Origin of the sequence: Bacillus sp. GZB, assembly GCF_001975995.1 — a bacterium.
Classification (GTDB): Bacteria; Bacillota; Bacilli; order Bacillales; family Bacillaceae; genus Bacillus; species Bacillus velezensis.
On record NZ_MTQG01000010.1, the window covers coordinates 88301 to 110081 of the forward strand.

Consider the following 21781-nt stretch of genomic DNA (forward strand, 5'->3'; position numbering starts at 1 on the left):
GGTTTTTTTAAATGGACATGATAATGAAGCCGCACCAGAACCCCAAAAGGCTTCCGGCTGCTGAAACAGCGATGTAGAGCAGGCTTTCCTTTATGCGATTGTTCATCATCAGCTGCACGGCTTCAATACTGAACGTGGAAAAGGTCGTAAACGCACCGAAAAAGCCTGTCGCGATGATGATGCCGGGGGAAGGATTATCCAGGCCCAGTCCGGTGAACATGCCGAGGCCGAAGGAGCCGAGCAGGTTGACCGCAGCCATTCCAAGCGGAATCGGAAAACCTTTTGTTCTTTCTGAAATTGTTTTACCCAGCAGAGACCGTAATACCGCTCCGATACCCGCTGCGATAAGCATCAGGACAATCGTCATGGCGTATCATGCCCCCTTCCCGCTGCGTGAAGGGCAATCCGCCGTCCCCAAAAAATGCCGGCGTATGCAAGGGCAAGACCAGCGAATAAAGTCGCGGCAGCATAACAAAAAGCCGCTGCGGGAGACGATTGCAGCAGAAAAATGGTTTCTTTTGCGAAGGTTGACATCGTCGTGAAACCTCCGCAAAAACCGGTTCCTAAAAAGGCGGTCAAAAGAGGGCGTTTAGCCCGAATAATGAAATAACCCGTAATAAGACCGAGTAAAAGGCTTCCCGCCGCGTTTTCGAGGAAAGTGGCCGCCGGGAAAGAACCGCTGTGAATGTGCGCGTTCATTTCAAAGCGGAGCAAAGCGCCAAGCGCGCCTCCGATAAAAATTGCGATGTATTGTTTCATATCAGCCATCCTTAGAAATAAAATCCGGAAAATCAGTTACAATGCCGTCAACTGCCATCATTTGCAGCTTTTCGGCCGTCTTTTGATTTCTGACCGTCCAGGCAAATACTTTCAGGCCGTGTCTGTGAGCGGTGGAAATCAAGAACCGATTCAGACGGGTATATTTAATATTGACATAATTTACGGCTGATTTGTAGGCGTTCAGCTGGCTTTTGGAAAACATCCCAAAGCTGGGTCTTGCAATAATTGCAGTCGGAACGGACGGATACATGCCGTGAAAGGTCTGAATCGACTTGAGGCTGAATGATTGAACGATAGGGTGGATGGAAAAGGAAAACCTGCTTAACAGCTGGCCGACTGCTTTTTCAAGACCGACTTGAGAAACGTGCCCTTTCAGCTCAATTAAAAATCCGATTTCAGAATGATAACGCTTCAGAACCTCTTCGAGCAGGGGAATCCGCTCCCCTTTAAATTCAGCCCCATACCAGCTGCCGGCATCCAGAGACTGCAGCTTCTTCAGCGTAAAATCTTTTACAAAACCGGAGCCGTCCGTCGTCCGGTCGACTTTGTCATCATGGATGACGACAATCTGACCGTCTTTTGTAAGCTGGACGTCAAGCTCAATGAAATCAGCGTTCATTTCGGCAGCGATATCAAATGCCGCAAATGTATTTTCGGGCGCGTAACCGGATGCGCCGCGATGAGCGATGGTATACAAGCTTGTCAGCTCCCCTCATGGGCATTTCTGTTATTATATCAGATTCGTATATGCACAGCGATTCAAACTGGTGAATGTGCAAAACAGTATTTTTTTGGAATAAAGATAGTGCTTTTTTCGGTTTACAATCCGCATTGATGATTTATAATGGCAAAAAGGAGGCGAGATCATGGGAAAAGGGAGATTGAAAGTGGAAGAAAGAATTAAGGCCGAAACCGATGCTGAAATCCAAAAAGCGACTCTCCTGAAACAGACACAATCAAAGAAGAAATAGTGCCTGACCCTGTTGTATCTGGCTGAAAGATGAACGAATGTGTGAAAACCCCGGCTGTGCTCTGATGCCGGGGTTTTTCAGGCTGCCTAAAGACATTAAAAGAAGCTGATGTCCGAATGTTTTAGTATAATAGATTTTCGACAAGACAAAGGAGCATATGCCATGATGACACAATTTCAGAGCTTTTTTACGCTTGACCATATTTCGCAGATCAGTATCAGCATCGGAATTTTAGCGGCTTTTCTCGTTTTGAGAAAACTGTTTGTCAAATACTTTTTTCAGCTCATTTACAAATTGGCGAACAAGCCGAAAACCGACATATTCAAGCAGATTGCCGTAGCGTTTGACAAGCCGGCCAGATGGTTTTTCGCGGCGCTGGGTCTGTTTTTGGCGATTGAGTATTCACCGTTTTTAGACGGGCAGATGGACATTGTCAAAAAATTGTACCGCTCTCTGATCGTTGCGCTGATCGCCTGGGGGCTTTGCAATCTGACATCGGCGTCTTCGTTTTTATTTCATAAAGTCAATCAGCGCTTTGAGCTTGATATGGATGACATTTTGGCGCCGTTTTTATCCAAGGTGCTGCGCTTTGTCATTCTCGCGCTCAGCGTCAGTGTGATCGCGCAGGAATTCAATTATGATGTAAACGGGTTCGTGGCCGGACTCGGACTTGGCGGATTGGCCTTCGCGCTTGCGGCTAAAGATACGATCAGCAATTTTTTCGGCGGCATTATCATCATTACGGAAAAGCCGTTTACGATCGGCGACTGGGTCGAGACGTCATCTGTGACGGGGGGCGTTGAAGATATCACATTCCGAAGCACAAGGTTCCGGACGGCGCAGGGGGCGCTTGTTACCGTACCCAATTCAACGCTTTCCATGGAAGCCATCACAAACTGGACGAGGATGACGAAGCGCCAGGTCACGTTTTCCGTTCGTGTTTCTTATGCGACGCCGATTGATCGTTTAGAGCGGTGTATCACAAGGCTCAGAGAAATGCTTCGTGAACATGAAGGCGTGCATGATGATACGATTATGGTTAACTTTGACGTGTTTGCGGACAGCTATTATAATCTGTTTTTCAACTTTTACACAAAGACCATTGTCTGGGCGGAAAGCCTGGACGTGCGGCAGGATATCAACCGCCGGATTATTGATATTTTTGCTGAGGAAGGCGTGGAGTTCGCCTATCCGGGCCAGAATGTATTCGTAAAACAGAAAAGCCACGATGATCCGGTTCATGTGAAGGATCATTCCGGAGAAAAAGAACGGGCATAACAGGCGCCGTTCTTTTTTCATGATATGATAAAAAGAAAAGGCGGTGGAAGAGTGGAAGCGTTTATGACATTGATCAATCAGGCGGAACGTATCGTGGTGCTGACGGGGGCGGGAATGAGCACGGAATCCGGCATTCCTGATTTTCGTTCGGCGGGCGGTATATGGACCGAAGACACCTCCAGAATGGAAGCGATGAGCAGGGAATACTTTGAACGCCGTCCGCGTGAATTCTGGCCTAAATTCAAACAGCTCTTTCAGATGAAAATGAGCGGAAGTTATGAGCCGAATGCCGGCCATACGTATTTGGCGGATCTTGAAAAGCGGGGAAAGCAGGTAGACATTTTCACGCAGAATATTGACGGGCTGCATAAGAAAGCGGGAAGCAGCAGTGTCTATGAGCTTCACGGTTCAATTCAGACCGCCGCATGCCCCCGCTGCGGAGCGCGCTACGGGCTTTCTCATCTGCTGAAGGACGAAGTGCCGGAATGTACGGCGGAAATCGGTGATCATGCGGTATGCGGCACCGTATTAAAAACGGATGTCGTGCTGTTCGGCGATCTCGTTCAGCATTTTGAAACCCTTTATGAAAAGCTTGATAAAGCTGATCTTCTTCTTGTGATCGGCACTTCGCTTGAAGTGGCGCCGGCAAGGTTTGTCCCTGAGGATGCGGGCCGGATTCCCGGTTTGAAGCAGGTGATTATTAACCTTGAGCCGACATATTGCGACCATTTATTTGATCTCGTCATCCATGAGAAGATCGGTGAATTTGCAAAACGGATCAGCGCCGCGACATAAAAAAGCCGGATCTATACAGATCCGGCTTTTCTTATTCATGGACGGGAATCATTTGATCCGTCAGAACATCAAAGGAGTAGCCCTGGGCTTTCAGTTTTTGGATCAGGCTAGGCAAAGCGTGCACCGTCGCAGGCAGATCGTGCATTAAAATGACATGCGGCCTGCTCGTATGAACGCTTTCCAAATATGCGAGCTGATTCAATACTTCCGGCACGTACCGTGCGTTTTTGTACTTCCAGTCTTCACTGTCTATCGTCCAGTCCCAGTACACGAATCCGCCTTTTTCGAGATTCTTAATCTGGGCATCCGTCAATGACGGTTTACTGCCGTAAGGCGTGCGGACAAGATCCGTTTTTACTCCGGTGATTGCCTCGAGTGTATCGCGTCCCTGCTGCATTTCGTTCAGCGGTGATGTCGGTGTTTGATAAAACAGGTGATTATCGTGCGTCACGCCGTGCAGGCCGAGCGCGATCCCTTCCTGCTTCGCTCTTTGCACGGAATGCTGATAGGCTTTCATCCGCGGTTCAAGCATAAAAAAAGTGGCCTTTGCGCCATTTGCCTTCAATACATTCAACAGCTGTTCAGTATATGGAGACGGCCCGTCGTCGAAGGTTAAATATACCGTTTTTTCCCCTGGGTCACGTTCTCTCTGCAAATGTTTCATTAAGACGTCGGGAGAATCATTTTTCAGCCGCAGGCTTTCTGCTTCATCCCGAAGCTGCCCGTTTGCGGTCACGGTGACCTGTTTGTTTTTTGCGGCGGAAGCGGAATATCCCATTATGACGATTACCAGAAGCAGTCCGCACAAAACTGCTAAACTCGTAAGTTTAAAAGCCAATGAAAACAGAGAAGGGGAAGCACCTTCTTTTGTGTTGCGCATAACAATCTCTCCAGTAGCATAAGTTTCTGCATAATGCCGATAACAGCGGAGGCTTGCGAAGTGCCATAAGTTAACAGCATATGTATGTCGAATCAAGTATACAGGAACAAAACTGGAAAAGACATAGAAAAGATGTCGAATAATAAGATTTTAAGAAAAAAATAAACTCCGCAGCCGGCTCGTTCAGTATGATAGAATAGTTGACAATAACAGCTGAGAATGCACATCACGGCAGATAACGATGAGGAGGGTTTTACATGAAGACATTAGTAAACGGCCAGTTGATTGATCGTGAAGAAGCGGCAGTTGATATTGAGGACCGCGGATATCAATTCGGTGACGGTGTGTATGAGGTCATCAGAGTGTACAACGGCGCCTTATTCGGTCTGCGCGAGCATATTGACCGTCTTTTCAGAAGCGCCGCAGAAATCGGCATCACCCTGCCGTTCTCCGCAGAGGACATAGAATGGGATCTGCAAAAGCTCGTACAGGAAAACAAACTCATTGACGGCGGGGTCTATATACAGACGACGAGAGGGAAGGCGCCGCGGAAGCACCAGTATGACGAAGGATTGGAACCGCAGACGACGGCATACACCTTTTCAGTGAAAAAACCGGAAAATGAACAAAAAGCCGGAGCGCAGGCCATAACGGCGGAAGACAAACGCTGGCTGAGGTGTGACATTAAGAGTCTGAATTTACTGTATAATGTGATGATTAAACAAAAAGCCTATGAAGCAGGCGCTTATGAAGCGGTGCTGATAAGGGACGGAGCGGTCACGGAAGGAACCTCTTCCAATGTATACGCCGTCATAAACGGCACTGTCCGGACGCATCCTGCAAATGAGCTGATTTTAAACGGCATTACGCGGATGAAACTGTTAGAGCTGATGAAAGAAAACGGGATTGAGGTGCGGGAGCAGGCTCTTACCGAAGACGAACTCAGGGATGCGGATGAAATTTTCATCTCGTCAACGACGGCTGAACTAATCCCGATCGTAACCCTTGACGGAAAACCGGTCGGAAGCGGAGTGCCGGGACCTGTAGCCAAAACGATTCAGGAGGCTTTTCAGTCGCACATTCAGCAGGAGCTCGGCGTTCAGTCATAAGCTGAAAAAAGGCCGGAACACATCCGGCCTTTTTGCTTCAGTCAGATAAAGAGAGATTCGATATGCTGAACGAGCACACGGGAGATCTTCTCTTTTGAAAGACGCTCAGGTTCAAGCATGGCATGCAGCGCCAATCCGTCGGCGATGGCGTACATTTTCTCCGCTTCGATCTCTTTATCAAGATTCGGTTTCAGAAGCTTATTTTCATCCAGCCAGTCAATCAGACCGCGGATATATGCCAAGATCCCGTCCTGCTGGGGTTGAAACTCTTCTCCCTTATGTCTGGCATAAGCTGTGAAAGCGAACCATACCTCCATTTCAGCCATCGTTTCTTCATCTGTCGGGATGATTTCAAGCATCAGACGCACCGCTTTTTCTTTCGGCGGCAGATCTTTCATGGCAACTTCGTTAATTCTGGCGGCCGCTTTTTCTTTTACGAGTGTCATCGCATACCCTAAAAGCTCATCCTGGGTGGTGAAATAGTGCCTCAGCGCGCCTAAAGAAAGACCCGCTTCCTGGGCGATGTTTCTCACTGTCGCTCCTTCCATTCCCCGCTCCAAAATCGTCCGCCAAGTGGCTTCGGCTATTTGTTTTCTTCTTTTTTCATGATCGATTATTTTAGGCATGGTTCCAGTGTAACAGGAAATATTTTTTCTTGCAATTTTGTAATACAGTTGTATTAAATAAAAAGCAGTGATACAATGCATTTTAGAAAACGATAAGGGGGAACCAGATTGAACGCGATTGCTTGGTTGATTGTCATTTGTGAGGCTGCTTTTTGGGCGGCTGTCATCTTTGGATTGGCGGCGCGCTATATATTCAGGCGGCAAAAGCTCGGAATGTTTTTTTTCGCTCTCATTCCTTTATTGGATGCCGTACTGTTTCTGGCGGCCGCAGCTGATTTATACAGAGGGGCGGCGGCGACTATGGCGCATGCGGTGGCGGCCATTTATATCGGAGTGTCTGTCGCCTTCGGGAAAAGCATGATTCAATGGGCGGATGAGCGGTTCCGCTATTATGTGGTCAAGGAAGGGGCAAAACCGGTCAAACGGTACGGACTGGATTATGCCAAACATTATGCGAAAGGGTGGGGAAGACATGTATTAGCATTTGTCATCGGCGGCGTTCTTTTATCCGGAACGGTATTTCTCATTCAGGACGCTTCCCGCACCGAAGCGCTCAGCGTACTGTTAAAGGGCTGGTCTGTCGTATTGTGCATCGATTTTTTGATCATGGCGAGTTTTTTTGTGATGCCGAAAAAAAGAAGAAACAGCCGGGAGCTGTAAAAAAAGCAGCTTTTGATTAAGCTGCTTTACAGAAAGAATTATTTTACGATAAGCACGGGAATATCGGATTTCGATGACAGTTTTTCACTGACACTTCCGAATAAAAGTTTTTTCAGCCTGTTCTGGTCCCGGCTCCCCATGACGATCAAATCCGCCGATATACGGTCGGCATGCTCGATAATGGCATCAGCGGGATCACCTTCTAAAATGTCGATATCCCCGTCAATCTGGCTGTCGTTCATCAGCATTCTCGCTTCCGCAACGATTTCTTCCGTACGGTCTTCATAAATCATCGGATCAGGGGAGATTCTTTCCGCCTGGAGCGGGTCAGGAACGCTTGCAATCCCGCCGCCGATATACGTTGCCCCGGCTCCCGGCCTCGGGGGATCAACAATCGTCCGGGTATCTTTTGCATTGTGGGAATGTACGACCGTTAAATCCGCGTGAAACGTTTTTGAAAGGTCTATGGCTTTTTGGAGCGCTTTTTTACTATCATCACTTCCGTCAAAAGCTGCTATCAACCGGTCCGCGTGAAACATCGGCCTCATCCTTTCAGTAAAAAAGGTTTGTTTTACAATACCCGAATGGCAGAAATGTAAAACCTGCGTTGACAAAAAAAGGATTTGTTTATATGATGAAGGAACAATATAGGGAAAAAGGAGGTATGGATCATGTCAAAACTAATGCTTGTCAACTCATCTTCAGCTGAATACCGGCGTGACTCCCATACAGCTTCCGTTTTCTGAACATTTGCTTAAAAACGGGGCAGTCGCGCATAAACGGCGGGTCTGTACCTTATTTATAATAATAAGAGGCATGGAGCTGAGGCTTCATGTCTTTTTTTATACAAAAAAATGAAAGAAAGACAGGTGTGATGCATGTGGCGGTATTAGCGAAAACAATGAAAAACAATCCGGAAAAGCTTGAGGGCGGCTGATTGATGAAAGGGGATGACGGTATTTGTTTACTGTATTAAAAAAGCTCGCGTGGTTTTTTAAAGCCTATTGGCTGCGCTATACGACAGCGATTGTTCTGTTATTGATTGTGAATGTCATTGAAATGTTTCCGCCTAAACTTCTCGGTAACGCGATAGACGATATGAAGGCGGGCGTGTTTACAAAAAGCGGGATGCTGTTTTACATATGTGTTTTTCTCGCATTAACGGCAGCCGTCTATTTACTGTCTTATTTTTGGATGTATCAGCTTTTCGGCGGGGCGAATGTCATGGAGAAGATTCTCCGTTCAAAGCTGATGGGAAGGCTTCTTCAAATGTCACCGCCGTTTTACGAGAAATACAGAACGGGCGATTTAATGGCGCGGGGGACAAATGACTTGCAGGCCGTCAGTATGACGACGGGCTTCGGGGTCTTAACGCTCGTTGATTCAACGATGTATATGCTGACGATATTTTTGACAATGGGGCTTCTCATCAGCTGGAAGCTGACATTTGCCGCGATTATTCCGCTGCCGATAATGGCGGCTGCGGTCAGCCTGTACGGAAAAAAGATCCATGAGCGGTTTACGGAAGCGCAGGATGCTTTCGGATCATTAAATGACAAGGTGCTGGAGTCGGTATCCGGCGTCCGGGTCATCCGGGCTTTCGTGCAGGAAAAAAATGATGTCAGCCGGTTCGGTGATATGACGGCGGATGTATACGAGAAAAATATGAAGGTGGCGTTTATCGATTCACTTTTTGAACCGACTGTGAAACTTCTCGTCGGCCTCAGCTATCTCATCGGTCTCGGCTACGGCGCTTATCTCGTTTTTCAAAACCGGCTGACGCTGGGAGAGCTGGTATCGTTTAACGTGTACCTCGGAATGATGATCTGGCCGATGTTTGCGATCGGAGAATTAATCAATATCATGCAGCGCGGAAATGCCTCCTTGGATCGTGTCAATGAGACGCTTTCCTATGAGCCTGACGTGACAGGACCCAAGCATCCCGCCGGCATCAAGGAGCCCGGGCGTCTTGTTTTTGAACAAGTGACTTTCACGTATCCGAGCGGAGCGGGCCCGGCGGTGTCCGATGTATCTTTTTCCGTTGAAAAAGGGCAGACGCTCGGCATCGTCGGGAAGACGGGAAGCGGAAAGACGACGATTATTAAGCAGCTGTTGCGTGAATATCCGCCCGGTGCGGGAGCAATCACATTTACAGGCGTTCCGATTCAGGAGATTCCGCTCGAGGAGCTCCGCGGGTGGATCGGCTATGTGCCGCAGGATCATATTTTATTTTCAAAGACTGTAAAAGAGAACCTGCTTTACGGCCGGCAGGATGCAAACGAAGAGGAAATCGGCAGCGCGCTGAAAGATGCGCATTTTGAAAACGATATCGGTATGCTTTCCGACGGGCTTGAGACGCTTGTCGGCGAGAAGGGCGTAGCGCTCTCTGGCGGACAAAAGCAGCGCATCTCAATTGCGAGAGCGCTTTTGACTGATCCTGACATTCTCATATTAGATGATTCGCTTTCTGCCGTAGACGCGAAAACGGAAGCCGCCATCATTGACAGCATCCGTAAAAAACGGCGGCATAAAACAACGATTATCACCACCCACCGGCTCTCGGCAGTTGAACACGCAGATCTCATTCTCGTCATGGATGAAGGCCGGGTGTCTGAAAGAGGCACGCACCGGGAGCTATTGGCGCAGAACGGCTGGTATCGAAAACAATATGAGAGGCAGCAGCTGTCCTCTCTTGAAGAAGGGGGGACGGGCGCATGAAGACCGGAAGAAGATTATGGAATTACGCGCTTCAATATAAGAAGCTGCTGATATGGGCGGTCGTCCTGCTCATTATTGCGGTCGGCACTGAGCTGACCGGCCCGTTTATCGGAAAAAAAATGATTGACGACCACATTCTCGGCATTGAAAAAACATGGGTTAAAGCCTCTGCGGACGATCCGGGCGCCGTCAGGTTCCGGGGGCATGATTATGTCAGGGAGGACCGGCTCAAACCGGGGGCGGACAAAACCGGAGAGGCGCACATTTATCAAGTCGGTGCGGGCTACTATTTTGTTGACCGTCCCGTCAGTTTTGACGGAAACCGTTCGGTGTCTGACGGCCGGCTGACGATATCAAACGGTAAAGAAAGCAGGTCATATCCCGCCATTACGTTATCAAGACAGGAGATTTTTCAATTTTACCGTCCGGAAATAAAAGGATTGCTGACGTTGACCGCCATTTACGCGGGACTGCTCATGTTTTCCGTATGTTTTCATTACGGCCAGCATTATCTGCTGCAGATGGGAGCGAACCGGATCATACAGCGCATGAGGCAGGATGTATTTTCACACATTCAGAAAATGCCGATCCGCTACTTTGATAATCTGCCTGCCGGAAAAGTCGTGGCCCGCATTACGAATGACACAGAAGCGGTCAGGGATTTATATGTAACGGTGCTGTCGACATTTATCACAAGCGGCGTTTATATGCTCGGCATTTTTACAGCGCTGTTTATGCTTGACGTCAGGCTGGCCGCCGTTTGCCTGCTGATTATTCCGATTTTAATGGTCTGGTCGGTTGTGTACCGCAAATACGCATCCGTCTTCAACCAAAAAATCCGTTCCATTAACAGTGACATCAATGCGAAAATGAACGAGTCCATTCAAGGGATGCCGATTATTCAGGCGTTCCGCCGAGAGAAGGAAACGATGAAGGAATTTGAAGAATTGAATGAAGCTCATTTCCGCTACAAAAACAAAATGCTGTCCTTAAATTCCCTCATGTCCCACAGTCTTGTCAATGTGTTGCGTAATCTGGCGTTTGTCGGGCTGATCTGGTATTTCGGGGGCGCGAGTCTGAGTGCGGCCGGAATTGTTTCAATCGGTGTTTTATATGCATTTGTTGATTATTTAAACCGTTTGTTCCAGCCGGTTACGGGGATTGTCAACCAATTTTCAAAGCTTGAATTGGCCCGTGTCTCTGCCGCCAGGGTATTCGAGCTTTTACAGGAGGAGGAAACGGAAGAAGAAGGCGCTCCCGCAGACAGAAAGGCGAAAGGAACTGTGGAATTCCGCGATGTTTCTTTTGGATATCGAAAGGGAGAAGAGGTGCTGAAACACATCAGCTTTACAGCTGAAAAAGGGGAGACGGTCGCCCTCGTCGGCCATACGGGGTCCGGCAAAAGCTCCATCCTGAATCTTCTGTTCCGTTTTTATGATGCTCAAAAAGGGGATATTCTGCTGGATGGTCAGAGCATATACGGCATGTCAAGGCAGGAGCTGAGGTCGCATATGGGCATTGTGCTGCAAGACCCGTATCTTTTCTCGGGCACGATCGGCTCCAATGTAACACTCGATGATCAGCGTATTTCTCTGGAGCAGGCGGAAGAAGCGCTTCGCCAAGTCGGTGCCGCAAGCCTTCTGCAATCTTTGCCGAAGGGCATCAGAGAGCCCGTCACCGAAAAAGGCGGCACACTGTCCTCAGGCCAGCGTCAGCTGATTTCTTTTGCTAGAGCGCTTGTGTTCGATCCGGCCATTTTAATTTTGGATGAGGCGACGGCGCACATTGACACCGAAACAGAAGCAGTCATTCAAAAAGCGCTGCAAGTGGTTCAAGAAGGGCGCACGACATTTATTATCGCCCATCGGCTTTCCACGATCAGACACGCAGACCAGATTCTCGTGCTGGAAAAGGGCCGCATCATTGAAAAGGGAAGCCATGACGAATTAATGGCGCAAAAGGGGCAGTACCACCAAATGTATGAATTGCAGAAAGGAACTGCGAAGTCCGCGGTGTAATCGGAAAGGGTGAATCTAAAGATTCGCCCTTTTTTTCATTCAGTAAGCCAGTCCCACCCGTTTTCTGACAAACTGAGGGCTGATCAGCTCACGGTACAGAAAATGCGCCGTGTCTCCGACGGTGATTTCAGCGCCGTCTTCAGGAAGGCGATCCTGTTCGAACCGGTAAACTCCGGCAGCATCTCCGTCAGGAAGGTAGGTGGGACAGATGATCGTCCAGTCAAGATCCTCTGCCAGCAGCATCTCGTATACGCGGGCGTGTTCCTTTGCGGCTTTTGTTGATTTTCGTTTTGATTCTGCCGATTCAAAACGGTATTGATCAGGCATAAGCCGTGACTGAAGGATACCCGCGGTGCCGATCGTAATCAGACGCTGAACATGATGCCGTTTCATGCCGTCTATTATATGGGTCATAGCGGCTGAAAGGGTATCGTCACCGTCCGTGCCGAGACAGCTCACGACTGTGTCCGCTTTGGAAATCAATCGGCTTACATCTTCCCGCCGCCTCGCATTCCCTGTTATGATTTGTTTTTCAGGAATGGGAAGGACTGTTCTGGCTGATCTGACAAGAGCGAATATCTCCATATGTCCATGTTTCTGCGCTTCTTTTATAAAAGCCTGTCCGACTCTTCCCGTTGCTCCGAGTAAAGCGATGTTCATGTAAAAAACCTCCTCGCCGCTCATTATATCATTCAAAGCAGCGGGGAAAAGAATACCTGTGAATAAACGGGAAATGGTGGGCAACATATTCATTGACCAAAGAAACACTTACGAACTGAAACAGCTCCCAATTGACTGAGGCAATGAATGACATGTTTTCCCTCCTTTTTTCCTAGGGTATGTGGAATAGGAAAAAAGGGTGACGGCATAAAAAAAGACGCGGTATCCCGCGCCTTCTGTAAGCCATTTATTGAGTTATTGTACGCCTTGGCCGCCCATGTTCTGCTGTGCGAAAGATACTAAGCGTTTAGTGATTTCTCCTCCGACAGAACCGTTTGCACGAGAAGTTGTTTCTCCGCCAAGGTTTACGCCGAACTCAGAAGCGATTTCGTATTTCATTTGGTCGATTGCTTGAGCAGCGCCGGGTACTACTAGGTTGTTTGAAGAGTTGTTGTTTGCCATTTGTATGATCTCCTTTATAAAGTAATATGGTTGGGTTTGCTGGAATTGCACCAGCCGATGGTTTTCGGAATGAAAACCATTGCCAGCTCGGCTTCACCCAATGCTTGTTTGCTGCTTTGTACTACGTATTATGGTAAAGCAAACGGCATCTCATTCGGAAAACGGTGTGGTAAATAGCGGAAGGAAAAAGAAAAGCCCAGCCTGGTGCGGCTGAGCTTTTAGCTTTCAGTCATATATGTGATAAAGCATTAATTCATGCAGCTCTTTTACGAGAGCCGGTTCTTCTTTTCCCGGATGTGTGTGTCCCCATTCAATGTCTCCGGACTTATGGTAAATCCCTTCGTAATGCGTACCTTGCCAGTAAAATGAAATCCGCCATCCTGGCAGTTTCTCTTTTTTGAATAACGGTTTCCAGCTGAAGTGCGAAATCATGACGTTCACGCTCCTTATGGGAAATGTTGATCTTGTTCATTGTAGCTCATCGTTCATTGCCTGTCCCGGGTAAACCTAAAAAAAGACAGCCTCACCGCCAAAGTTTTTCCGGGGCGGTGATGGACCGTTCTGATAAATACGACGCGTATTCAAAATTTCTCCGTTTTGTCAGGTAATCGACCGATCTCAGCTTCGGATGGGAAAAAATGCTGCGCCCGGGGCGGGAATTGGCTTCAAACATCCAAACTTTCCCTGAATGATCGACGCCGAGGTCAAAACCGATTTCGCCGATAAAACCTTCAATGTGCTCATTTAACACTCGGCTGACCGCCAAGGCGGCTTTTGAAAGTTTCCGCATCATGCCGACTCTCTCTCTCGGATCGCCGTATAATTCAGCTAACGTCATGACTTCTCCGCCGGTTGCCAGATGCGTCGTGATGCTGTTTTCACCTGAAATTTTTGCCGCAATGGCCGTCACTGTCCATTTCCCCTCGGCGTTTTTATTCGTGTGCACCCTGAAATCGACGGGGCGCCCATCCAGCCGGATCAGGTCAATGCCTTGCTGAATTAAAAATGCGGACGGGTCATTGTTTTCTTTAAATGCTGTCATGAAGGATGCCGCATCTGAATACTCTGCCGTCACCACCGTTTTTTCCTCATTCGTGTGTTTGACAGATAAGCCGGCATCTGTTTTTTCCACCTTGTAAATCCCCGTGCCGAGTGCGCCGTCTGCAGGTTTGATATAGACGGTGTCAAACGTGCTGCATAACGTCTCTAACGCTTCTGCATTCGGGTGCAGGACAGATTTTGGCAGAAGTGAAGCGGTGAGGCTGTTTTTTTCCAGAAGCTTATGAATGTCCCATTTATTAAAGAATTGCGGATTAAACCACGGAATCTGATAGTCATTCATCAGCCTCTGTTTTGTCTGCTGTAAAAGCGGAACTCCTTCTGTTTTTCGGCTGGGGAGCCTGTCATATACGACATTCGGAAGCGGGACGGCCGTCCGTTTCCAGCTGTTTTCTTTATAAATCAGCGCTTGGACGGTGCCTTCTTCCCAGTTGATCTGATGGGCCCCGAAAACGAAACAATATCCGTTCGCCTGTTCATGAAGAGAGAGCATCTTGGAAAAGAAGGCTGTACGGTCTCTTAATGGGCGGGACGGCGATGATGTGAACCCGGCTGTGAAAACGCCGATCAGCGGTCCGATGTGCACCGTCTGGCCGTGTATGAGAAAGTCAGCCCGGCTTTTATGCGGTATCAACAGCTCCTCAAACAAATCTTCAGAAAGGAGCGCGCTTTTTTCAAGTGATTGAGAAAAGGCTACACGGCATTTGACAACCTTGGTCCCGAAGGCAGCGGATAAAAGCCCTTCCCGTTTCATGGAGGAGGGGAGAAACAGCGTATTTTTGCTTTTTTTATCGATGCCGACAATCATCCCTTTATGATTCACGCGGTAATACTCCTTTCCGGCTTTCCTGTGACTGAAGTTCGCGGAAGCGTCTCAGCGGACCCGTATACAAATCCTCTTTCGCCTCCGGAGCCACGCTTAAAATAGCTTTCCGTCCCGGCTTTGAATTGACATCCAAAAGCCAGATGCGTCCGTCTTTGGCATAACAAATATCGAGCCCCAGCTCAAACAGCGGTCCGAACCGTTCATCAAGGAAATAAGGGACGGATTGGGTGATCGAAAAGACATCATCCAATAAAACGGCCTGCTGCTTTCTCGGAATTTCCTCAAACCATGTGTCAAACTTAATCGGTTCGGATCCTCCGGGCAAATGAGATAAAAGACCGTTCTGATAACCCCTTCTGACCGCTTTTCCGACCGTTTCCCAAACGCCTGACTCAGTTTTACGCATGAAAATGCGGATGTCGCACGGATGCCGCTCTTTATCCTGGATATTTAAGTAGGATTGAAGCAAATAGCGGTGCTGCAGCACTTTTTTGCACCAAGACTTAAAAGACACGTGATTGGAAAATGATTTTGTTTGTTTGTTTTTTCCGATATAGTAAGTGGCCGTAATTGATTTTTTGCCTGTTTCAAGCAGGATGATGCCTCTGCCTCCCGCGCCGAAAGCGGGCTTAAGTATACATGCTTTTTCCTTGGCTAAGTATGATTGCACCTGTTCATAGCGGCTGACTTCGGCCGTTTCAGGAATATAGGGACTGATCAGATGATGCTTTTGGAGCGCATCCGTGATCGTCCATTTATCAGGAAGCCCCCGGCCGATAAATTCCGTTTTCGGATATTTTTTCAGCCATTCGACGATCGGTTTGGCTTTTTGCGCTTCAGCGGATTTTCCGTAAAAACAGCGGTCGTAAATATATTCGGGAATATCGATTTCCGTTTCGTTCCACTTTCCGCTTTGCGGGTGATAGACGAGCGCTTTCACGCGCAAAGAATCCGGAAATATATCAAACGGTGTAAAGCGGGCTAAGCGCACATTATATTGAGGCGCTCTTTCAGCCAATTCCCCGGCGTAATCTTCCTCGTGCCGGCGGGATACAGACATAAAACCGAGTGTTGTCATATTATTACTCCCCCTTTATTCAAAAAGCCGCTGATGGAACGGCCCTTCCATCCATGCTAAGCGCATCATAAAAGATGATCTACTGTAAAGAGTACGAAACAGCATCTTGCCTTATTCCTCACAAACAACAATTCAGGTTCTTCATTTGCCCGCATGCCCGCCAGCCTCTATAATACGAATAGATATATCATCAAGAAAATAGAACATAAGATGGAGGCAGAAGAAAAGGAATGGGCATAGCAGGAACGTTTCTATTTATGATTGTGATCGGAGCCGCGATCGGCGCGGTGACGAATCATCTTGCCATTCAGATGTTATTTCGTCCGTACCGGCCGTATTACCTGTTCGGAAAACGGGTTCCGTTTACGCCGGGGCTGATCCCGAAAAGACGGGATGAATTGGCAAAACAAATGGGGCTCATGGTGACGAACCACCTTTTAACCCCGGAAGGAATAAAAAAGCGGCTTTTATCAGATACCGTTAAAAACCAGGCGCTTCTTTTCGCCGAACAATTCACGCAAAAAATGGCCGCTTCCGAGATGACGGTGCACGAAGCTTTGGCCGCCGCGGGCATCCGGAATCCGCAGGAAAAGACGGATGCCTGGATTGACCGTTTTACCGATGAAAAGCTTTCGGAACTGTACCGGAAATATGAGCACCGCGCCATAAAAGACTGGCTTCCTGATGAGCTTCAGGAAAAGCTGGATGAAAAAGTCCCGCTGGCCGCAGATTATATTCTGAAGCGGAGCATTGATTATTTTGAGAGCGAAGAAGGGAAAGAAAGGCTCGGAAATATGATTGACGACTTTTTGAATTCCCGGGGGATGCTCGGCAGCATGGTGCAGATGTTCCTCGGCAATTCAAGCTTGGCAGACCGTGTGCTGCCTGAGCTGTTAAAGTTTTTGCGCAATGAGGAAACGAAAAAGCTTCTGGCTGATCTGCTTTCTCAAGAATGGGGCAAGCTCAAATCTTATACACTTTATGAGGCCGATGAAAAGTGGAATGCGAAAGATCTGCTGTTCAGCATGAAAAAGCGGGCTTTGGCCGCACTTCAAACCGCGCCCTTTTTCGAATGCCGGCTCGGTGACATCATCTCCCGTTATGAAGGGGAGATTACGGGAACGTACGCGCCGAAGCTGCTTGATGCGGCACTCGGCAGTATTGCCGCTCATTTGGAGGATGTGCTGAAACGGCTGCGTCTTGAGGAAGTGGTCAAAGAGCAGGTTGATCAGTTTCCCGTTGAACGGCTGGAGGAAATGGTGCTGTCGATTTCCAAGAGAGAATTTAAGATGATAACGTATTTAGGCGGTCTGCTCGGCGGGATAATCGGAGCAATTCAGGCTTTGTTTGTCATTCTTTTCTAAGGAAAACATACGCCGATGATGAAAGTCGCTCCGCAGTCTGTTATAGTGGAGTGGTATGTCCGAAAGGAAGAAAGGAGCGGTTACTATGGCAGTTCATTTTTATGATGCAGCATATGATCTTGAAAAAGCTTTGCGAAACAGTGATGAATACAGCCGTCTGAGAGGGCTTTATGATCAAGTAAACGCAGATGAATCCGCAAAACGCATGTTTGATAACTTCCGCAATGTACAGCTGCAGCTGCAGCAGAAACAGATGTCAGGTGAAGAAATCACTCAGGAAGAGGTAGAGCAGGCACAAAAAACGGTTGCTCTCGTACAGCAGCATGAATTGATTTCTCAGCTGATGGAAGCGGAACAGCGCATGAGCATGCTGATCGGCGAGTTAAACAAAATCATTATGAAACCTCTTGAAGAGCTTTACGGCAGCCCGGAATAAGCTCCACACCCCTCCATCTATGAAATGGAGGGGTTTTTTTATTCAATAGAAAAATCAAGCGAACCTTTTACCGTACCGTTAATGATGACAGACAGAGTGTGAATTCCCCGATAATGCTTGCGGGTGGTTAAATCTTTAAGGGAATGATGTTTGCTGAAGGCTTTTACGTCTCCGTTATCCATGGCGGACTCCGACACCTTAAACACCTTGCGGCTGCGGTGCCCCCTTTTCTTTACAAAATCAATCGCGTATTCAACCCTGACTTTTTGCCGGGCGGATGAGCGGATCTGAAAAGAAAAATGTATGCTTGTTCCGATGGCGGCCGTTTCCGAATTCAATGTAAAACGTTCCAATGAAATCCGGGAGGCGTCTTCAAACCCGAAAACCGCAAGTGCCTGTTTGTCTCCTCTTTTTAACAGTGTCCTGCAGGCGTGCTTCAAAATCCAGTCCGTGTGTGGACAGCTTCCGAACCGCTCGGCTGCGATCTGTACCAGAAGATCCGGATGTGTTTTGGAGATGTCATTCAGGTTATTCGCCACGCTTTTTCTGACATATAACGAGTCATCCTGCATCAAGCGGTCCAGAACAGGGAGAATCGGAGAAGGCTCGTCAAGAAGAGCCGGAATAGAGATTCCCCATGGCAGGCGCGGTCTTGAGCCTTCGCTGGCAAGCCTTCTGACATGTTCGTCCGGATGCTCCGTCCAGGAAAGGAACTCTTTGAACATCCGCTCCCGGTCAAGCCTGATATACGGGCGGACCGCAAATTCGGAAGTGGAAAAACGAGTGAAATACTGAAGCGCCTTCATTGATTCGTCCCAGTGATCCGTTCCGTACTGTTGGACATAATCGGGAAAAATAATCCCGGCGAGCCCTGAGAAGTGGGGAGCTGTCTCGTATAAGACGTCAAGCGCCCGTATGTAATCCTTCGGCAGTGTTTCATATAAAGAGTCTGTGATCCGGCGCATCCGCTGTTTTAACGTCAGTCCGGGCCAATCTTCCTGAAACATCAGCGCCCGGCACTTGTCCCGCTCAAAAGCCGGATACGCCGATTTGATTCTGTTCAGAAGTGCTTCTGCAAATTCTTCGTTATAAATATCTTTTAATAGAGACATGACAGTCACCGCTTTTTTTCTTTTATTATATGAGAATGTACGTTCCCTTTCAACTTTATCATACATTCAGCATAGATATATCCTCTGATTTTTTTAGTTAAAAAAACCCTTGTTTTTTAACAATATAATTGAGATAATAACTCTGAAAGCGCCTACACTTACAGATGATCTAAGGATACGGTCGCCTATACTGCCTGGTATGTTAAGGGGTAGCAACAGAGAGTAAGTGAAACGAGCGCATCAACGGTCAAATAAGGGGTTCCTGATATATTTCGTAAATAGAAATACACATTGGGGAGAAGGCAGCAAATCGATCGTATCCCAACAAAACGACAGTTCAAAGTCTGCTTGAGGCAGGCTTTTTTGCTGCGGAGAAAAGGTTGTTCTAAACAAAGAGACAGGGTCATATCCTAATGACAAGTACAGTCATCAAGGAGGGGGACTTCTCTGTGTCAAAACAAATGCTGGCGTTAAATATAGACGGAGCGCTTCTTCGCTCCAACGGCAAACTTCATCAGACGACAAAGGATGCCATCGAATACGTCAAGAAAAAAGGAATTTACGTCACACTGGTCACAAACCGCCATTTTCGCTCCGCTCAAAAAGTGGCGAAAATATTAAAGCTGAATGCGAAATTGATTACCCACAGCGGCGCATACATTTCTGAAAAAATAGATGAGCCGTTTTTTGAAAAGAAAATATCAGAAGATCACACGTTTAATATTGTTCAGGTGCTGGAAAGCTATCCATGCAATATCCGGCTTCTTCACGAAAAATATTCGATCGGAAACAAGAAGAAAGTGAACTCCAATCTGGTCGGGAAAACGATGATTCACCCGTCTGACCCGATTTTTTATCCGGTGCAGTTTGTCGAATCATTAAGTGACCTGCTCCTTGATGAGCCGGTTTCAGCGCCCGTCATTGAAGTGCATGCCGAAGATGGCCTGCAGGCTGATATAACGGATACGATAATGAAAGCATTCCCGGCCGTCGATGTGATCCGCGTCAACGGAGAAAAACTGAACATCGTGCCTAAAGGGGTTTCAAAAGAAAGCGGACTTTCGATGGTCGCCGCTGATCTCGGACTTTCAATGGAAGAGGTTGTGGCTATCGGCCATCAGGAAGATGATCTGCCGATGATCGAGCTGGCCGGTCTCGGCGTCGCGATGGGGAATGCCTCAAATGAATTAAAAAGAAAAGCGGACTGGGTGACAAGGTCAAATGATGAACAGGGAGTCGCCTATATGATTAAGGAATATTTCCGCATGCAGCACCGCAAAGGCTTTCTCGATAAGTTCCATATGAAACGGCCGTAATCAAGAGCCGCAGACGCGAACCGCCGGTCTGCGGCTTTTTCGCGGATTGATTTTAGCCTGTTCTTTCTGTACACTAAAGAAAGTTTTGAATCTGAAAAATAAGGTGATCACATTGCAAATAAAAATAGACGGCATCACGGATGACAGGCTGCATCGTCCGCTGCAAAACATCGCGAATTTGTTTTTTGAAGAGTGTGTTCTTGCGTACGGCGAAACGGAGGAACCCTCTGATCTCGTCATCTCACTTGCCATTTCTCAAGATGCAGACAGCGTGTCGGTATCCGGAGAAATCAAAGGAACCGGCGAAAAGGAACATCATACGAAACCGCTTCTTGCCGGATGGAGCGAAAAAGAAGTATTTAAACAGGTGAAAAACACCCTGTCGTACGTCTACTTAAATCTTCTTCAATCGCATACGGGCATGACACAAAAATGGGGAATCTTAACCGGCATCAGGCCTACTAAACTTCTTCATAAAAAGCTGCAGAGCGGCCTGACAAAAGAAGAGGCGCACGCCGATCTGAAAAAAGATTATCTGATCCATGATGAAAAAATCAATCTGATGCAGGAGATTGTCGACCGTCAGCTCGCGGCGGTTCCCGATCTGTACCGGGTCAAAGATGAAGTCAGCATATATATCGGCATCCCGTTCTGCCCGACGAAATGCGCCTACTGCACGTTTCCGGCTTATGCCATTCAAGGACAGGCGGGAAGAGTCGGCTCCTTTTTATGGGGGCTTCACTATGAAATGCAGAAAATCGGAGAATGGCTGAAACAGCATGATATCAAAGTGACGACCATTTATTTCGGCGGCGGCACGCCGACAAGCATTACCGCTGAGGAAATGGATCTTTTATATGAAGAAATGGTCCGCTCTTTCCCGGATGTCGCGAATATCAGGGAGATTACCGTTGAAGCGGGCCGTCCCGACACGATTACGGAGGAAAAGCTGGCCGTTTTAAATAAGTATAAGATTGACAGAATCAGCATTAACCCGCAATCTTATGAAAACGAAACGCTTAAGGCCATCGGCAGACACCATACAGTTGAAGAAACCATCGAAAAATATCATCTTTCCCGCAAACACGGCATGAATAACATCAACATGGACCTGATCATCGGCCTGCCGGGAGAAGGGACGGCTGAGTTCAGGCACAGTCTTGAGGAAACGGAAAAGCTGATGCCTGAATCTTTGACCGTTCATACGCTTTCTTTTAAACGGGCGTCAGAAATGACGAGAAACAAGCATAAGTATAAAGTTGCCGACAGACAGGAAGTGTCCCGCATGATGGATGACGCCGTCCGCTGGACAAAAGAGCACGGCTATACGCCGTACTACTTGTACCGGCAGAAAAACATTCTCGGAAACCTTGAAAATGTCGGCTACTCCTTCCCTGGTCAGGAAAGCATCTACAACATTATGATTATGGAAGAAGTGCAGACGATTATCGGTATCGGCTGCGGCGCGGCAAGCAAATTCATTCATCCGGAAACCGGAAAAATCACGCACTTCGCCAATCCGAAAGATCCGAAATCATATAATGACCGATTCGAGCATTATACAGAAGAGAAAATCAAATACTTAGATGAGATGTTCGTCAAATCTGCATTATAATATCAAAAACGGCACGGA

The 21781-nt window shown here is 47.7% G+C and carries 24 protein-coding genes; 11 read left to right on the forward strand and 13 right to left on the reverse strand.

Going from position 1 to position 21781, the window contains the following annotated elements:
* Positions 1-7: 7 nt before the first annotated feature.
* The 3 genes from crcB to BXO87_RS00640 are packed head-to-tail and all read right to left on the reverse strand — an operon-like array spanning position 8 to position 1477.
* Entirely contained in the window at positions 8-367 is a 360-nt protein-coding gene (crcB, locus tag BXO87_RS00630; RefSeq protein WP_038457448.1) for a fluoride efflux transporter CrcB, read from the reverse strand.
* On the reverse strand, positions 364-759 hold the full coding sequence (locus BXO87_RS00635) for a fluoride efflux transporter FluC (protein ID WP_038457450.1): 396 nt from the start codon (positions 757-759) through the stop codon (positions 364-366). The genes crcB and BXO87_RS00635 overlap by 4 nt, the downstream gene beginning before the upstream one ends.
* A gap of 1 nt (position 760) precedes the next feature.
* Positions 761-1477 (reverse strand): glycerophosphodiester phosphodiesterase, encoded by a 717-nt coding sequence (locus tag BXO87_RS00640; protein ID WP_038457452.1) that lies wholly within the window; start codon positions 1475-1477, stop codon positions 761-763.
* Between the two features lie 169 nt (positions 1478-1646).
* Here BXO87_RS00640 and BXO87_RS20400 point away from each other — a divergent pair, with 169 nt between their 5' ends.
* The 3 genes from BXO87_RS20400 to BXO87_RS00650 all read left to right on the forward strand — a co-directional run bounded on the left by BXO87_RS20400 (position 1647) and on the right by BXO87_RS00650 (position 3824).
* Positions 1647-1751, forward strand: coding sequence for a YhdX family protein (locus tag BXO87_RS20400; protein WP_003155299.1), 105 nt, complete (start codon positions 1647-1649; stop codon positions 1749-1751).
* Between the two features lie 162 nt (positions 1752-1913).
* Positions 1914-3029 carry a mechanosensitive ion channel family protein gene (locus tag BXO87_RS00645; RefSeq protein ID WP_032874303.1) on the forward strand — a complete coding sequence of 372 codons (1116 nt, stop codon included), beginning with the start codon at positions 1914-1916 and terminating at the stop codon, positions 3027-3029.
* A gap of 63 nt (positions 3030-3092) precedes the next feature.
* Positions 3093-3824: an NAD-dependent protein deacylase gene (locus tag BXO87_RS00650; RefSeq protein WP_301294548.1), complete on the forward strand. Its 732-nt coding sequence runs from the start codon at positions 3093-3095 to the stop codon at positions 3822-3824.
* Between the two features lie 31 nt (positions 3825-3855).
* On the opposite strand, the gene BXO87_RS00655 is transcribed toward BXO87_RS00650, so the two are convergent.
* Positions 3856-4704, reverse strand: coding sequence for a polysaccharide deacetylase family protein (locus BXO87_RS00655; RefSeq protein WP_038457455.1), 849 nt, complete (start codon positions 4702-4704; stop codon positions 3856-3858).
* 257 nt (positions 4705-4961) lie between these two features.
* Here BXO87_RS00655 and dat point away from each other — a divergent pair, with 257 nt between their 5' ends.
* A complete protein-coding gene (dat, locus tag BXO87_RS00660) occupies positions 4962-5813 on the forward strand; it encodes a D-amino-acid transaminase (RefSeq protein ID WP_029325975.1) in 852 nt (283 codons plus the stop codon).
* A gap of 41 nt (positions 5814-5854) precedes the next feature.
* On the opposite strand, the gene BXO87_RS00665 is transcribed toward dat, so the two are convergent.
* Complete coding sequence (locus BXO87_RS00665) at positions 5855-6439, reverse strand: TetR/AcrR family transcriptional regulator (RefSeq protein ID WP_012117186.1); 585 nt, start codon at positions 6437-6439, stop codon at positions 5855-5857.
* Between the two features lie 108 nt (positions 6440-6547).
* Between BXO87_RS00665 and BXO87_RS00670 the strand changes: the two genes are divergently transcribed.
* A complete protein-coding gene (locus BXO87_RS00670) occupies positions 6548-7099 on the forward strand; it encodes a hypothetical protein (protein WP_038457458.1) in 552 nt (183 codons plus the stop codon).
* Between the two features lie 38 nt (positions 7100-7137).
* On the opposite strand, the gene BXO87_RS00675 is transcribed toward BXO87_RS00670, so the two are convergent.
* Positions 7138-7638, reverse strand: coding sequence for a universal stress protein (locus tag BXO87_RS00675; RefSeq protein WP_007409250.1), 501 nt, complete (start codon positions 7636-7638; stop codon positions 7138-7140).
* A gap of 421 nt (positions 7639-8059) precedes the next feature.
* On the opposite strand from BXO87_RS00675, the gene bmrC reads away from it, so the two are divergent.
* Both bmrC and bmrD read left to right on the forward strand, forming a co-directional pair.
* Positions 8060-9817: a multidrug ABC transporter ATP-binding protein BmrC gene (gene bmrC, locus BXO87_RS00680; RefSeq protein WP_007409248.1), complete on the forward strand. Its 1758-nt coding sequence runs from the start codon at positions 8060-8062 to the stop codon at positions 9815-9817.
* Positions 9814-11835, forward strand: a complete 2022-nt coding sequence (bmrD, locus tag BXO87_RS00685) for a multidrug resistance ABC transporter ATP-binding protein/permease BmrD (protein WP_038457461.1) — start codon at positions 9814-9816, stop codon at positions 11833-11835. Before bmrC ends, bmrD begins: the two co-directional genes overlap by 4 nt.
* 39 nt (positions 11836-11874) lie before the next feature.
* Here bmrD and BXO87_RS00690 read toward each other — a convergent pair whose 3' ends face one another.
* From BXO87_RS00690 to BXO87_RS00715, 6 genes are all read right to left on the reverse strand, one after another.
* Positions 11875-12495, reverse strand: coding sequence for an NAD(P)-dependent oxidoreductase (locus BXO87_RS00690; protein ID WP_038457462.1), 621 nt, complete (start codon positions 12493-12495; stop codon positions 11875-11877).
* A 28-nt stretch (positions 12496-12523) separates the two neighbouring features.
* On the reverse strand, positions 12524-12649 hold the full coding sequence (locus BXO87_RS20910; RefSeq protein WP_007610363.1) for a hypothetical protein: 126 nt from the start codon (positions 12647-12649) through the stop codon (positions 12524-12526).
* Between the two features lie 101 nt (positions 12650-12750).
* On the reverse strand, positions 12751-12957 hold the full coding sequence (locus BXO87_RS00695; RefSeq protein WP_007409244.1) for an alpha/beta-type small acid-soluble spore protein: 207 nt from the start codon (positions 12955-12957) through the stop codon (positions 12751-12753).
* A gap of 225 nt (positions 12958-13182) precedes the next feature.
* Positions 13183-13398: a YheE family protein gene (locus tag BXO87_RS00705; protein WP_012117190.1), complete on the reverse strand. Its 216-nt coding sequence runs from the start codon at positions 13396-13398 to the stop codon at positions 13183-13185.
* An 82-nt stretch (positions 13399-13480) separates the two neighbouring features.
* A complete protein-coding gene (locus BXO87_RS00710) occupies positions 13481-14839 on the reverse strand; it encodes a YheC/YheD family endospore coat-associated protein (RefSeq protein ID WP_038457465.1) in 1359 nt (452 codons plus the stop codon).
* Positions 14829-15920 carry a YheC/YheD family endospore coat-associated protein gene (locus BXO87_RS00715; protein WP_038457467.1) on the reverse strand — a complete coding sequence of 364 codons (1092 nt, stop codon included), beginning with the start codon at positions 15918-15920 and terminating at the stop codon, positions 14829-14831. Before BXO87_RS00715 ends, BXO87_RS00710 begins: the two co-directional genes overlap by 11 nt.
* 230 nt (positions 15921-16150) lie before the next feature.
* Here BXO87_RS00715 and BXO87_RS00720 point away from each other — a divergent pair, with 230 nt between their 5' ends.
* Positions 16151-17284, forward strand: a complete 1134-nt coding sequence (locus tag BXO87_RS00720) for a DUF445 domain-containing protein (RefSeq protein ID WP_038457468.1) — start codon at positions 16151-16153, stop codon at positions 17282-17284.
* An 85-nt stretch (positions 17285-17369) separates the two neighbouring features.
* Positions 17370-17720, forward strand: a complete 351-nt coding sequence (locus tag BXO87_RS00725) for a YlbF/YmcA family competence regulator (RefSeq protein ID WP_014720937.1) — start codon at positions 17370-17372, stop codon at positions 17718-17720.
* A gap of 38 nt (positions 17721-17758) precedes the next feature.
* Here BXO87_RS00725 and BXO87_RS00730 read toward each other — a convergent pair whose 3' ends face one another.
* On the reverse strand, positions 17759-18898 hold the full coding sequence (locus tag BXO87_RS00730) for a DNA alkylation repair protein (RefSeq protein ID WP_079891844.1): 1140 nt from the start codon (positions 18896-18898) through the stop codon (positions 17759-17761).
* A 383-nt stretch (positions 18899-19281) separates the two neighbouring features.
* Between BXO87_RS00730 and BXO87_RS00735 the strand changes: the two genes are divergently transcribed.
* Together BXO87_RS00735 and BXO87_RS00740 are read left to right on the forward strand one after the other, a co-directional pair.
* Positions 19282-20148 carry a Cof-type HAD-IIB family hydrolase gene (locus BXO87_RS00735; protein ID WP_007409237.1) on the forward strand — a complete coding sequence of 289 codons (867 nt, stop codon included), beginning with the start codon at positions 19282-19284 and terminating at the stop codon, positions 20146-20148.
* Between the two features lie 112 nt (positions 20149-20260).
* Positions 20261-21763 carry a coproporphyrinogen III oxidase gene (locus BXO87_RS00740; RefSeq protein ID WP_038457470.1) on the forward strand — a complete coding sequence of 501 codons (1503 nt, stop codon included), beginning with the start codon at positions 20261-20263 and terminating at the stop codon, positions 21761-21763.
* The last annotated feature ends 18 nt before the right edge of the window (positions 21764-21781 follow it).

What these genes read in the sequence shown, in the direction of transcription:
- dat (WP_029325975.1), top strand. Translation starts at nt 4,962, where the DNA reads ATGAAGACATTAGTAAACGGCCAGTTGATTGATCGTGAAGAAGCGGCA.
- BXO87_RS00725 (WP_014720937.1), top strand. Translation starts at nt 17,370, where the DNA reads ATGGCAGTTCATTTTTATGATGCAGCATATGATCTTGAAAAAGCTTTG.
- BXO87_RS00715 (WP_038457467.1), bottom strand. Translation starts at nt 15,920, where the DNA reads ATGACAACACTCGGTTTTATGTCTGTATCCCGCCGGCACGAGGAAGAT.
- BXO87_RS00635 (WP_038457450.1), bottom strand. Translation starts at nt 759, where the DNA reads ATGAAACAATACATCGCAATTTTTATCGGAGGCGCGCTTGGCGCTTTG.
- crcB (WP_038457448.1), bottom strand. Translation starts at nt 367, where the DNA reads ATGACGATTGTCCTGATGCTTATCGCAGCGGGTATCGGAGCGGTATTA.
- BXO87_RS00645 (WP_032874303.1), top strand. Translation starts at nt 1,914, where the DNA reads ATGATGACACAATTTCAGAGCTTTTTTACGCTTGACCATATTTCGCAG.
- BXO87_RS20910 (WP_007610363.1), bottom strand. Translation starts at nt 12,649, where the DNA reads ATGTCATTCATTGCCTCAGTCAATTGGGAGCTGTTTCAGTTCGTAAGT.
- BXO87_RS00650 (WP_301294548.1), top strand. Translation starts at nt 3,093, where the DNA reads ATGACATTGATCAATCAGGCGGAACGTATCGTGGTGCTGACGGGGGCG.
- BXO87_RS00730 (WP_079891844.1), bottom strand. Translation starts at nt 18,898, where the DNA reads ATGTATGATAAAGTTGAAAGGGAACGTACATTCTCATATAATAAAAGA.
- BXO87_RS00665 (WP_012117186.1), bottom strand. Translation starts at nt 6,439, where the DNA reads ATGCCTAAAATAATCGATCATGAAAAAAGAAGAAAACAAATAGCCGAA.
- BXO87_RS00720 (WP_038457468.1), top strand. Translation starts at nt 16,151, where the DNA reads ATGGGCATAGCAGGAACGTTTCTATTTATGATTGTGATCGGAGCCGCG.
- BXO87_RS00690 (WP_038457462.1), bottom strand. Translation starts at nt 12,495, where the DNA reads ATGAACATCGCTTTACTCGGAGCAACGGGAAGAGTCGGACAGGCTTTT.
- BXO87_RS20400 (WP_003155299.1), top strand. Translation starts at nt 1,647, where the DNA reads ATGGGAAAAGGGAGATTGAAAGTGGAAGAAAGAATTAAGGCCGAAACC.
- BXO87_RS00675 (WP_007409250.1), bottom strand. Translation starts at nt 7,638, where the DNA reads ATGTTTCACGCGGACCGGTTGATAGCAGCTTTTGACGGAAGTGATGAT.
- BXO87_RS00695 (WP_007409244.1), bottom strand. Translation starts at nt 12,957, where the DNA reads ATGGCAAACAACAACTCTTCAAACAACCTAGTAGTACCCGGCGCTGCT.
- BXO87_RS00655 (WP_038457455.1), bottom strand. Translation starts at nt 4,704, where the DNA reads ATGCGCAACACAAAAGAAGGTGCTTCCCCTTCTCTGTTTTCATTGGCT.
- bmrD (WP_038457461.1), top strand. Translation starts at nt 9,814, where the DNA reads ATGAAGACCGGAAGAAGATTATGGAATTACGCGCTTCAATATAAGAAG.